The 12,034-nt window shown below is 69.4% G+C and carries 12 protein-coding genes, 2 tRNA genes and 1 riboswitch; all 14 genes read right to left on the bottom strand.

The window, feature by feature from the left end:
• Positions 1-19: 19 nt before the first annotated feature.
• Positions 20-1,189: an NAD(P)-binding domain-containing protein gene (locus tag AR539_RS12725; RefSeq protein ID WP_066437436.1), complete on the bottom strand. Its 1,170-nt coding sequence runs from the start codon at positions 1,187-1,189 to the stop codon at positions 20-22.
• A gap of 16 nt (positions 1,190-1,205) precedes the next feature.
• Positions 1,206-1,559: a zinc ribbon domain-containing protein YjdM gene (locus AR539_RS12720; protein ID WP_082699352.1), complete on the bottom strand. Its 354-nt coding sequence runs from the start codon at positions 1,557-1,559 to the stop codon at positions 1,206-1,208.
• 123 nt (positions 1,560-1,682) lie between these two features.
• Positions 1,683-1,755, bottom strand: a tRNA-Ala gene (locus AR539_RS12715).
• 220 nt (positions 1,756-1,975) lie between these two features.
• Positions 1,976-2,048 (bottom strand) — tRNA-Ala (locus tag AR539_RS12710).
• 142 nt (positions 2,049-2,190) lie between these two features.
• Positions 2,191-2,592, bottom strand: coding sequence for a ribosome silencing factor (gene rsfS / locus AR539_RS12705; protein ID WP_066437432.1), 402 nt, complete (start codon positions 2,590-2,592; stop codon positions 2,191-2,193).
• An 80-nt stretch (positions 2,593-2,672) separates the two neighbouring features.
• Positions 2,673-3,986, bottom strand: coding sequence for a hypothetical protein (locus AR539_RS12700; RefSeq protein WP_066437429.1), 1,314 nt, complete (start codon positions 3,984-3,986; stop codon positions 2,673-2,675).
• Positions 3,987-3,993: 7 nt separating this feature from the next.
• On the bottom strand, positions 3,994-4,638 hold the full coding sequence (gene nadD / locus AR539_RS12695; protein ID WP_066439955.1) for a nicotinate-nucleotide adenylyltransferase: 645 nt from the start codon (positions 4,636-4,638) through the stop codon (positions 3,994-3,996).
• Positions 4,639-4,693: 55 nt separating this feature from the next.
• Positions 4,694-4,933, bottom strand: coding sequence for a hypothetical protein (locus AR539_RS12690; RefSeq protein ID WP_066437427.1), 240 nt, complete (start codon positions 4,931-4,933; stop codon positions 4,694-4,696).
• A gap of 80 nt (positions 4,934-5,013) precedes the next feature.
• Positions 5,014-6,357 carry a glutamate-5-semialdehyde dehydrogenase gene (locus AR539_RS12685; RefSeq protein ID WP_066437422.1) on the bottom strand — a complete coding sequence of 448 codons (1,344 nt, stop codon included), beginning with the start codon at positions 6,355-6,357 and terminating at the stop codon, positions 5,014-5,016.
• A 26-nt stretch (positions 6,358-6,383) separates the two neighbouring features.
• Positions 6,384-7,523 (bottom strand): glutamate 5-kinase, encoded by a 1,140-nt coding sequence (proB, locus tag AR539_RS12680; protein ID WP_066439954.1) that lies wholly within the window; start codon positions 7,521-7,523, stop codon positions 6,384-6,386.
• On the bottom strand, positions 7,513-9,102 hold the full coding sequence (obgE, locus tag AR539_RS12675; RefSeq protein ID WP_066437420.1) for a GTPase ObgE: 1,590 nt from the start codon (positions 9,100-9,102) through the stop codon (positions 7,513-7,515). The genes proB and obgE overlap by 11 nt, the downstream gene beginning before the upstream one ends.
• Before the next feature lie 117 nt (positions 9,103-9,219).
• Complete coding sequence (gene rpmA / locus AR539_RS12670; RefSeq protein ID WP_009372867.1) at positions 9,220-9,483, bottom strand: 50S ribosomal protein L27; 264 nt, start codon at positions 9,481-9,483, stop codon at positions 9,220-9,222.
• A 61-nt stretch (positions 9,484-9,544) separates the two neighbouring features.
• The gene (gene rplU / locus AR539_RS12665) at positions 9,545-9,853 is read right to left on the bottom strand and encodes a 50S ribosomal protein L21 (protein WP_024368343.1); all 309 of its coding nucleotides are present in this window, start codon (positions 9,851-9,853) and stop codon (positions 9,545-9,547) included.
• Positions 9,854-10,206: 353 nt separating this feature from the next.
• Complete coding sequence (locus tag AR539_RS12660; RefSeq protein ID WP_066437417.1) at positions 10,207-11,838, bottom strand: bifunctional hydroxymethylpyrimidine kinase/phosphomethylpyrimidine kinase; 1,632 nt, start codon at positions 11,836-11,838, stop codon at positions 10,207-10,209.
• Positions 11,831-11,928, bottom strand: a riboswitch (TPP riboswitch). (Overlaps the previous gene by 8 nt.)
• Between the last annotated feature and the right edge of the window lie 106 nt (positions 11,929-12,034).

The following is a 12,034-nucleotide window of genomic DNA, read 5'->3' as shown; positions in this document are numbered from 1 at the left end:
TCGGAAGTGGGTCTGTGGGTCAGGGTGCTGGGACCGGGCGATGGCCGGCCTCTGCAAACTTATCCTGCCCGTCCAAGAATCGCAGGATGCCCGCCACCGCGGTCCGGCCGGCCCGGTTGGCGCCAATGGTGGATGAAGACGGCCCGTAGCCCACCAAGTGGACCCGCGGCTCGGCGGCGACCTGGGTGCCGTCCATGGCGATCCCGCCGCCCGGGCCCCGCAAGCGGAGCGGGGCGAGGTGTTCCAGCTCGGCCCGGAAGCCGGTGGCCCACAGGATCACGTCCGCGGCCAGGAAACTGCCGTCCGCCCGCCGCACTCCCCCGGGCTCGATCCGGATGAACATGGGCTGGCGCTCCAGCACACCCCGCGCTTCCGCCGCCCGCAGGGCGGGGGTCCAGATGAGGCCGGTGGCGGCAACAACGCTTTGCGGCGGGAGACCCTGCCGCACACGGTCCTCCACGAGGGCGACGGCGTCGTGCCCGGCCTGCCGGTCGAAGGCGGCCTCCCGCCAGACGGGCGGCCGGCGGGTGAACCAGCTGGTGGTGGTGACCCGGGAGATTTCGTCCAGCAGGCCCACCGCCGAGATGCCGCCGCCCACCACGATCACGTGCCGGCCGCGGAATTCCTCGGCGGAGACGTAGTCCGCGACGTGCAGCTGCCGTCCGCCGAACGTGGCCTGCCCCGGATAGATCGGCCAGAACGGCCGGGTCCAGGTGCCGGTCGCGTTGATGATGGCCCGCGCCGACCAGTCGCCGCGGGACGTGGTGATCCGCAGCCGGCCGTGGGGGCCGGTGTCCTCCCGGGACACGGATCCGACTTTGACCGGCCTCTCGATGGCCAGCGCAAGGTCCTGTTCGTACGCGGCGAAGTACCGTGTCAGGAAGCTGGAGCTGGCCTCGTCCGGGTCCACGGTGGGCTGCGGCACGCCGGGCAGGTCGCTGATGCCGTTCACGGTGGCCATGATGAGGCTCTTCCAGCGGTGGCGCCAGGCCCCGCCGGGGCCGTCCTCGGCGTCGAGGACGGTGTAGGTCCGGGACGGGGAGCCGGCCGGGCCCGCGCCCTGCGGAGCAGTCGCGGCCGGCAGGAAACCCCGGCGCTGCAGGTGGTAGGCGGCGGAAAGCCCGGCCTGGCCGGCGCCGATCACCACAACGTCGGCGGACCGGACGGGGGCGTTGCTCCCTGCGGGCATGGTGGCAGGTTCCCGGTCAGATTTTCTTGACCACGCTGGACTTCAGCTGCATGGGCCCGACGCCGTCCACCTTGCAGTCGATGTCGTGGTCGCCCACGCCGTTGACCAGCCGGATGCCGCGGACTTTGGTGCCCACCTTGATGACGGTGGAGCTGCCCTTGATTTTGAGGTCCTTGATGACCGTGACGGTGTCCCCGTCGGCGAGGACGTTGCCCACCGCGTCCTTGATTGGCTTCGGTTCGGGCTCTCCGGCCTCCGGTTCCGCGGCGGCCGGCCACTCATGCGCGCACTCCGGGCAGATCAGGAGTGCCCCCATCTCGTAGGTGTATTCGCTGGAGCATTCGGGGCACGGCGGCAGGGTCTGGGTCACTCCCCCATGGTAGTCGAGCGGGGCCCGGGCCTTCAGGCGTCACGCCCCAGGCCGGGGCGGTCGGCCCCGCGTGCAGTTACAACAAAAGAGGCCCTGCTCAGCGAGCAGGACCTCCTTTTTCGGTGGAGCTGAGGGGACTCGAACCCCTGACCCCCTGCATGCCATGCAGGTGCGCTACCAGCTGCGCCACAGCCCCGAAGTTGTCTGGAAACCGTCCCGCGAGGAACCGTTTTCCGTGAAGCAACCTGATTACCTTAGACCACAATTCCGGTTTCCGCTAATCGACATGACAGCCGTCCGGAAAAGGTCCGGAAAGCGGCAAACGACGGGCGGTGCCGGCGGCTCCAGCCCCTGCCGCCGATGAAAAACCCATAAAAAAATCCGCCGGAATCTTTCGATTCCGGCGGATCATCCGGTGGAGCTGAGGGGACTCGAACCCCTGACCCCCTGCATGCCATGCAGGTGCGCTACCAGCTGCGCCACAGCCCCGAATTTTCGTTGCTCCGACTCCGTCAGCATGCGCTTCGGGCTCCGGTTGTTTGTCCGGATCTCTCCGGAGCAACTCAAATATCTTAGAACAGCCTTTTGGAAAATTCCAAATCGGGCATATTCCGCTCCCGCGGTGCGGCCGCTACTCCGATTCGGAGGCTGCAGCCGCCTTCGCCGAGGCGTCGTCGGCGAGCTGGAGGTCCACGACGGGGCAGTCCTTCCAGAGCCGTTCCAGGGCGTAGAAGACGCGGTCTTCCTCGTGCTGGACGTGGATGACGACGTCGCCGTAGTCCAGCAGGACCCAGCGGCCGCCGGAGCGGCCTTCGCGGCGGATGGGCTTCAGGTCGAACTTGGACAGTTCGTCCTCGATGCCGTCAACGATGGCGTTGACCTGGCGCTCGGACGGCGCCGAGGCGATGAGGAAGACGTCCGCCAGGGCCAGCCGTTCGCTGACGTCCATGGCGACGATGTCCTCAGCGAGTTTTTCCGCGGCAGCTCGGGCTGCGTGGCGGGCTGTGGCGATGGATGAATCTGTTGCAGTCACGGGACTCCTTGTTGGGTGAAAATCTTGGGTTGTTATCAATGCGGAAGGCGGCCCGGGCAGCCGGGCCGGTGCGGGGTGTCTTAGCCGGAGAGCCCGGTGATGATCAGCGTGATTCCGGCGATGAGCGCAATGATGCCGAGGGCCAGCACCACCAGCTGCACAAGGCGCAGGCGGCGGGCCCTGCCGAGGCCGGCGGTGGCCGCGTCCAGGGGATCCAGGCCGTACGCGGCATTGGCGGCGACGGGCGTCCTGCCGGTGAAGTCCTCTTCGGGCCGGGCGGCTGCGGGGTCCCCCGCAGCGGGCCGTGACGCGTCCTGGGGCGCGGCGGCAGCCTTGGCGGCGGCTTCGGCGCGGGCCAGGACACCGCCGCGGGTGCCGGGGGCAGCTGCGGAACGCTGGCGGGAGGATGCCGGACGGCGCCCGCCCGGCTTGCGCGGCGGCTCCACCCGGGGGCTCGGGTTGGTGACCACCGGAACGTACGACGTGGCAGGGCGCTTGAGGACTGGCCGCTCCATGCCGGGGACTTCGACGAACTCCAGCGGGGTGACCATGGCCAGGTTGTTGGCCGTGGTGGGATCATTCCGGACGGGTTCGGGCTTGCTGTTCTGTTCAGCCAGCTTCTGCTTGGCCGCCGCCCGCCGGTTCAGCACAGCAGCCCGCTCGGCGAGGGCGATCTGTTCGGCCAGGACGGCAGGATCGACGGCGTCGGGGTCCGTGGCGTTGATGTGTTCCATCTTGGCCAGCTGGTTGTGGGCCTGCATTGCGAGGAGTTCGCGGGCAGCCAGCGCCTGTTCCACCGACATCCCGGCGGGACCCTGGCCGGCAGGTGTGCCCGGGGCGGGCTTGGTGTCCGCGGCGGACTCAGGGCCGCCGTCGGCCTTTTCCACGGGCGGGGTGCCGCCCGGACCGGGCTTGCTGCCCGGGGCGCCAGGCTTCGCTCCGGGCGCGCCGGGCTGCGGGACGACAGGGGTGGCCCGGGTGCGCGGCGAGGCGGGGACGATGAGGTTGGCGGAGGTGGCCGGGGCCGTTTCCGCGGCCAGCTGCAGCAGCCGGAGCTGGCGGCGGGTGGGCGGTCCGCCACCGGCGAGGTGGCCTTCCTTTTCCGCAAGTTCCTTGATGGTGCGCAGGGTGGCCCGGTCCCGGGCACGGACCTGGGAGGACCGCTCGGTGCCGGCGGGTGTGCGGACCGCGTCCGCGGGACCCGGGATGCGCCGGCGGCCGGTGATTTCCGCCTCGGAGGGCTCGCCGGGGCGGGCGTCGGCGGCAGCGCCGGTTGAGGCAGGGGGCACCGCGCCGGGACCCGGGGTTCCGGTATCCCGGCCCGTTTCCTGGCGTTCATCTCTGGCCTTCCGCAGTTCGCGGCGGCTGCGGATTGGTGGCTGTTCCTGACTCATTGCAAACTCATTCGGTGCTGGCGGGTTGGGCTATCTCGGTACTTCGGTCATAGCGTGCGGCGCCATTGCCGGCGGAGGTGTCACCGTACTCCGGGTCGCCGCCGTACAGGCTGTACTTGGCGATGTACTGGACCACGCCGTCCGGGACGAGGTACCAGACGGGACTCCCGGCCGCGACCCTGGAGCGGCAGTCCGTGGAGGAGATCGCCATGGCGGGCACTTCCAGGAGGCTGACGTCTTTGCGGCCCATCCCGTCCAGGACATGGCCGGGCCGGGTGACGCCGACGAAATGGGCCAGGGACCACAGCTCGTCGATGTCCTTCCAGGACAGGATCTGGGCCAGGGCGTCGGCTCCGGTGATGAAGAACAGGTCCGCGTCGGGGCGCAGGGTGTGCAGGTCGCGCAGGGTGTCGATCGTGTAGGTCGGCCCGGGCCGGTCCACGTCCACGCGGCTGACGGTAAACCGGGGGTTCGAGGCCGTGGCGATGACGGTCATGAGGTAGCGGTGCTCGGCCTCGCTGACCTTCTTGCTCATCTTCTGCCAGGGCTGTCCCGTGGGGACGAACACCACCTCGTCCAGGTCGAACTCCGCTGCGACCTCGCTCGCGGCGACAAGGTGCCCGTGGTGGATGGGATCAAACGTGCCACCCATCACACCCAGGCGCAGGCGGCGCGTGGCGCCGGCCTGCTTTCCGGGGGCGGAAATATTAGTGACCTTGGCCGTGATCGTGCTTGTTCGGGTGCTGGCGGTGCGGGTCCGCGTGCTCCTCGACGGCTTCGTGGCGGTTACCGAGGTTGGAGTAGGACAGTGTGACGAACAGCATGATCAGCATGATGGCGAACATGATGCCGCCGATGACGAACGGCGGCGCGATCAGCGGTGCGAGTTCCTCGTGGCCTGATTCGCCGGCGGCGGCGACGATGGTGGCGATCTGCTGCGAGAGCATGTTCTCCCCTAGTGAGTTCAAGAGTTGACGACGGCGGATATCCCCGCCGTTCCGGACTTCTGTTCCATGTTACAGCGTTGCTAGGCCCTGATCTGGCCTTCACCCTGGACGATCCACTTCGTGGTGGTCAGTTCCGTCAGCCCCATCGGACCGCGTGCGTGCAGCTTCTGGGTGGAGATGCCCACCTCGGCGCCCAGCCCCAGCTCTCCGCCGTCGGTGAAGCGGGTGGAGGCGTTCACAATTACGGCCGCCGAATCGACCTCGGCGATGAACCGCTCGGCGTTGCCCAGGTCGTTGGTCAGGATGGCCTCGGTGTGGCCGGTGGACCACGTGCGGATGTGCTTGACGGCGTCGTCCAGGCTGTCCACCATCGCCACGGCGAGGTCCAGGTCCATGTACTCCGTGGCCCAGTCCTCGTCGGTGGCGGGGACCGAGTCCACCGATGCCGGCAGGGCGGCCCGGATCCGGTCGTCGGCGTGCAGGGTGACGCCGGCGTTGCGCAGGGCGGCGGCGACTGCGGGCAGCACGGTCGAGCCGGAGTGGACCAGCAGGGTTTCCACGGTGTTGCAGACGCTGGGCCGCTGGGTCTTGGCGTTCAGCAGGATCTCCACGGCCATTTCCTCGTCCGCGGAGGCGTCCAGGAAGATGTGCACATTTCCTTCGCCGGTCTCGATCACCGGGACCTTCGCGTTGGTGACGACGGACTGGATCAGGTCCCGGCCGCCGCGGGGAATCAGCACGTCCACGCGTCCGCGGGCGCGCATCAGGGCGTTGGCACCGTCCCGGCCGTACTGGTCCACGCTCTGCACCGCGTCAGCGGGAAGGCCCACCGATTCGAGGGCGTCGCGCAGCACGGTGACCAGGGCGGCGTTGGTGGCCGCGGCGGCAGTCCCGCCGCGCAGGATCACGGCGTTGCCGCTCTTGAGGCCCAGCCCCGCGATGTCCACGGTGACATTGGGGCGCGCTTCGTAGATGGCGGCGACGACGCCCATGGGGACGTTGACCTGGCGCAGCCGCAGCCCGTTGGGCAGGGTCTGGCCGCGGACCACGTTGCCCACGGGGTCGGGCAGGTTGGCCAGGTTTTCGAGGGCGGCGGCGAGGCCTTGGATGCGGGCGTCGGTGAGGGTGAGCCGGTCCAGCATGGCCGCGGACGTGCCGTTGGCTTTGCCGGCCGCGACGTCCTTGGAGTTCGCGGCGAGGATCCGGTCCTTGTGCTCACCGAGCGCGGCCGCGATGGCGCGCAGCCCGCGGTCCTTCCACGCCCGGTTGGCGCGGGCCATCCGGCGGGCGGCGTGCCGGGAGCGGTCGGCGATGGCGTGGACGGCAGCCTCGACGTCGACTGACGACCCCTCAGCCGGGATCAGGCCTTCGGCGAACAGCTTGTCGGCGAGCACAGCGGAGCGGGGGGTGAGGGCCTCAGTCATGCTTCCAGTTTAGGCGAGCAGGAGGCTTAGACCAGCACCAGATCGTCAACATGAACAACAACGCGGTCATATCCGCGGCCCAGCGATTCGCCGAGTTCCCGCGTGGAGCGGCCCAGCATCTGCGGAAGCTCGGCGGCGCCGTAGTTGACCAGCCCGCGGGCGATCACCACGCCGTCGGTGGAGACCATTTCCACGGCGTCGCCGGCCTCGAAATGCCCGTGCACGGCGGAAATGCCGGCCGGCAGGAGCGAGGTGCGGCGGTCCCGGACGGCCCGGACGGCGCCGTCGTCGAGCACCAGGGTGCCTTCCACGGCGGCGAGGTGCGCCAGCCAGAGCAGCCGGACCGGCTTGCGGGAGCCGTTCACGGAGAACCAGGTTCCCACGTCGTGGCCCGCCAGCGCGGCGGCGGCGTTCCCGGTGGAGGTGACGATCGCGGGGATGCCGGAGCCTGCGGCGATGGTGGCCGCCTCAACCTTGGTGACCATTCCCCCGGTGCCGGTCCCTGCCTTGCCGGTGCGGCCGATGGTCACGCCGTCGAGGTCCTGCGGGCCCGTCACGTGGGAGATCCGCCGGGCGCCGTGGGCGGGCGGGCCGTCGTAGAGCGAGTCGACGTCGGAGAGCAGCACCAGAGCGTCGGCGCGGACCAGGTGCGCCACCAGCGCGGCGAGCCGGTCGTTGTCGCCGAAGCGGATCTCGTGCGTGGCCACGGTGTCGTTTTCGTTGACGACGGGCACCACGCCGAGGTTGAGCAGCCGGTCCAGGGCGCGCAGGGCGTTGGTGTGCTGGCTGCGGCGCATAAAGTCCTCAGCCGTGAGGAGCACCTGGCTGACGGTTACACCGTGGGCGCCGAAGGCGTGGGTGTAGCGGGCCATGAGCAGGCCCTGGCCCACGCTGGCGGCCGCCTGCTGGGTGGCAAGGTCGCGGGGGCGCTTCGCCAGCCCCAGCGGGGCGAGCCCCGCCGCGATCGCGCCCGAGGACACCAGGATGATCTCGGTGCCGGCGTTGCGCTGGTGCGCGAGGGCGTCGGCGAGATCCGTGAGGGCCTCCTCCGAGATGCCGCCCTTGATGGACGTCAGCGAGGACGACCCGACCTTGACCACGATCCGGCGCGCCCCGGAGAGAACCGACCGGTCAGGCGCCGGGGCGGAGACGGTTTTACTCGCCATCTGCTTCGCCCAGTCCACTCTCCTTGAGCGGCTTGGCGGCACGGCGTCCGCTGACGGACTCAGTCCAGATGCCGGCCTTGCGCTCGGCTTCGAGCTCGGCGCGGGCCGCGGCCTTGGCGTCGCGGCGCTCCTGCTGCTCCTCGCGCTTCTGCCCGCGGGTGGGGCGGTCGCCGATGTCGGCAAAGCGCACGTCGGTGCCGCGCGGGGAGGCCAGCAGTTCGGCTCCGGCCATCATGGTGGGCTCCCAGTCGAAGACGACGCCGTCGTCCTCGCCGATGACCACCATGTCGCCGGGCTTGGCGCCCTGCTTGAACAGTTCGGTTTCGACGCCGAGCTTGGCCAGGCGGTCGGCGAGGTAGCCGATGGCTTCCTCGTTGGTGAAGTCGGTCTGCTTGACCCAGCGCACCGGCTTCTCGCCCAGGACGCGGAACAGCGGCTCCAGGTTCTTCTCCTCGCGGCGGATCTTGAACCCGGACTCGTTGACGGCGCGGGGCTTGAGGACCGGGGCCTGCACCTTCGGCGGGGCCGCGGCGACCGAGTCGCGGGCGGCCTTGACGATCTCGGCCATGGCGAAGCCCAGCTGGCGAAGGCCCTCGTGGCTCGTCGCGGAGATCTCGAAGACCTTGTAGCCGCGGGATTCCAGTTCCGGGCGGACGAACTCCGCCATGTCCTTGCCGTCCGGCAGGTCCACCTTGTTCAGCGCCACCAGGCGGGGCCGGTGGTTCAGCGGGACCACTTCGCCGTCAGTGCCGGCGTAGCTCATGTCCACGGCGTACTTCTCAAGCTCGGCCTCAATGATCGCGAGGTCGGAGAGCGGGTCGCGGTCCGCTTCGAGGGTGCCGCAGTCCAGCACGTGCACCAGGGCGGCGCAGCGCTCCACGTGGCGCAGGAAGTTGTGGCCCAGGCCCTTGCCTTCGCTGGCGCCCTCGATGAGGCCGGGGACATCGGCAATGGTGAAGCGGACGTCGCCGGCCTGGACGACGCCCAGGTTGGGGATGAGGGTGGTGAAGGGGTAATCGGCGATCTTCGGCCGGGCGGCGGACATCGCGGCGATGAGGCTGGACTTGCCGGCGGACGGGAATCCGACCAGGGCGATGTCGGCGATGGACTTCAGTTCCAGGACGATGTCGCTGGACTCGCCTTCGATGCCGAGCAGGGCGAAGCCCGGCGCCCGCCGCTTCTGCGAGGAGAGGGCGGCGTTGCCGAGGCCGCCGATGCCGCCGGCCGCGGCGATGTATTCGGCGCCTTCGCCCACGAGGTCGGCGAGGACCTCGCCGGACTTGGACTTGACCACGGTGCCCTCGGGCACCGGAAGGATCAGGGTTTCGCCGTTCTTGCCGCCGCGCCAGTCGCCCATGCCGGGGCCGCCGTTGGTGGCGTGCCGGTGCGGGGCGTGGTGGTAATCCAGGAGCGTGGTGGTCTGCGGGTCCACCCGCAGGATGACGTCGCCGCCGTTGCCGCCGTTGCCGCCGTCGGGACCGCCGAGGGGCTTGAACTTCTCACGGTGGACGGAGACACAACCGTGGCCGCCGGTACCGCCGGATACGTGCAGTACTACCCGGTCTACAAAGCTGGCCACGTGGTTCTCCTCAGTGCTGTTCCTTGGGTCCCCACAGGGGCCCAAGATGATTGTAAGGCTGTTAAAACACCGGTGGAGCGGACCTATTGGCCCGCCCCACCGACTTAAGACTTGGTATTACTCTGCGGCTGCAGCAGCCACGATGTTCACGACGCGGCGTCCGCGGCGGGTGCCGAATTCGACAGCGCCCGGGGTGAGGGCGAACAGGGTGTCGTCGCCGCCACGGCCTACGCCGGCGCCCGGGTGGAAGTGGGTGCCACGCTGGCGGACGATGATCTCGCCTGCGGAAACTACCTGGCCGCCGAAGCGCTTGACGCCGAGGTACTGGGCGTTCGAGTCACGACCGTTGCGAGTGGAGCTCGCGCCTTTTTTATGTGCCATTTGGAAATGCCTGCCTTAAAATTCTGGGGAATCTGCTGAAAACCTGAACAGTAACGGTGAGTTACTTGATACCGGTGATCTTGACCTTGGTCAATTCCTGACGGTGACCCTGGCGCTTCTTGTAACCGGTCTTGTTCTTGAACTTCTGGATGACGATCTTGGGACCGCGGAGGTCCTCAAGGATCTCAGCCGTAACCTTTACCTTGGCCAGGTCCGAAGCTGCAGACGTGACCTTGTCACCGTCTACCAGGAGCAGTGCGGGCAGCTCAAAGGTGCTGCCGGCTCCACCGGGGACGCGGTTCAGGGTAACGAAGTCTCCAACAGAAACCTTCTCTTGGCGGCCGCCTGCGCGGACAATCGCGTACACCACTGGGGAACTCACTTCTCTCGACGTTTATTACTAGATTTGCGTGCGGAACCTGGGGCCAAAGTGTTTGGTCCGGCTCACGCTGTGCCTCTACGCCGGTGGATTCCCCGGGGGAACCCATGAGCTATCCCGAAGACAATCACATCCGTAGTCGGATGGAGCGTCCTCAAGGTCATAACCCAAGTGTTGGCGTAAGCACCGAAGATCTAGACTACGCTAATTTTGCCTTCGGCCGCAAATGAGGCTGGCTCCGGAGGGAGGTACGTGATAGGCGCCACCCCGCATGGACAGGGCGTGCCGCAACGACTTCCGGAACCGCGCCCACCCATCGTACAGGCTGCCCCGGGCGTGCACCGTCAGGCGTGCAGCCTCGGCGCGTCGAAGAAGTCCACCTCGTAGCGGCAGGACTGCCGGAAGGCCAGGACCATGGCGTCCCGCTCCCCCGCGGACGACGCCCGGGCCGCGGCGTCGGCATAGGCCACGGCTTGCCGGGTGGCGGCGGCGAATTCCTCATCGGCGTAGGTGCGCAGCCACTCCGCGTAAGGGTGCACCTCCGGTGCGCCGGCGGCGACGAACCGGGCGTGAAGCGCCTCCCCTACCTCGGCATAAAGCCAGAAACACGGCAGCACGGCAGCCACCAGCACCGGGTAGCTGCCGGAGGCCGAGGCGGCCAGCAGGTGGTCGACGTAGGACTTGGTGACCGGGCCCGGCTTGACTCCGGCGGCCCGGCCGTCCAGCCAGGACCGGTGCAGCTCGGATTCGACCTCCAGGCAGTTCTGCGCGGAGCGGGCCCAGAACAGCTGCTCGGCCTCGGTGGGGGCCATCGCGGCGGCACGGGCCAGCACCCGCGAATAGCCGTTGAGGTACAGGGCGTCCTGGGCGAGGTAGTACGCGAACTCCTTCTGCGCCAGGGTCCCGTCGGCGAGGCCCCTGATGAAGTCCAGGCCGTAGATCGCGTCAAGGTCACCGCCAGCCGCTTCCCGGAGCGCGGCGGCGAACTCACCCGCGGCGGGCCCGCGGGCGGCGGCGGCGGCACCGTGGTCCCGGGTGTGCGGCTGCACGTGGTGGAAGTGGTGGACCGGCCCGCTGCCGGTGCCGACGTCGAGCTCCCCGGACGTGCGCAGCGCCTCCTGCAGCCACGGCTTGACCACGCGGAGCGCCGCCTCCCAGTCCCCCGCCGCCGGCAGCGTGTTCCCGGCCTGGAGGATGGCCGCGGCCTGGACGGTGGCCAGGGCCGAGGACAGGGTGCATCCGGTGCCGTGGCTGTTGCGGGTGGGCACCCGCTCCCCCGGCACCACCACAACGTCCCGGGCCAGCAGCCCGGCGGTGTTGACCAGCGCGTCGGGGCACCCTCCGCCGGGGCCGGCCTCGCCGTAGCTGCTGGAACCGCCGGACCCGCCGGCGTCGAGGTGGCCGCCCTTCACCAGGACCGTGGTCCCCGTCAGGGCGGCGAGCCGCTTGCCCTGCTCCAGCGCGGCGGCCCAGTCCCGGGCGCACGGCTCACCGAGCAGCACCGCCAGCTCGGCGAGGTTGGGCGTGATCAGGTCCGCGTACGGCAGCAGGGCATGCAGCGCTGCCTCGCCGGACTCCTGCAGCAGCCGGTCGCCGCTGGTCGACACCATCACGGGATCCACCACGACGACGGCGGGGCGCGCCTTCCCGAGCCAGCTGCGGACGGCGTCAATCACCGCGGCATCGCCCAGCATCCCGATTTTGACGGCGTCGACGGTGATGTCCTCACTGATGGCGTCGAGCTGCGCGGTGAGGAAGCCTGCCGGGGGAACGTGGACGGCCGTGACGCCGCGGGTGTTCTGCGCGGTCAGGGCGGTGATGGCCGCCATGCCGTAGCCGCCGTGCGCGGCAATGCTCTTGAGGTCGGCCTGGATGCCTGCTCCGCCGGACGGGTCGGAGCCGGCGATGGACAGCACCCGAGGGATGGGGGCCGGCGCCTTGGCAGGGAAAACGGGCAGGAAAGAGGAAGTGGTCACAGCGAGACATCCCTTCGCCGGTGCTAACCGGACAGGTTCAACGGGTCTGGATCTCAGCCGGCTCGATGCGCGGCACCCCGTGTCAGGGTCCCAGCCTAGCCGCATCCCTTAACGAAGGAGCGGGCGCGGCCCGGACTTTTGCGTAGTGCTACGCGTCCGGGCCGCGCCCGCGGCCTTGCTGCTGGCCTGCTCCGGG

Origin of the sequence: Arthrobacter sp. EPSL27 (assembly GCF_001512305.1) — a bacterium.
Taxonomy (GTDB): Bacteria; Actinomycetota; Actinomycetes; order Actinomycetales; family Micrococcaceae; genus Arthrobacter.
This window is presented reverse-complemented; position numbering and strand designations above follow the sequence as displayed.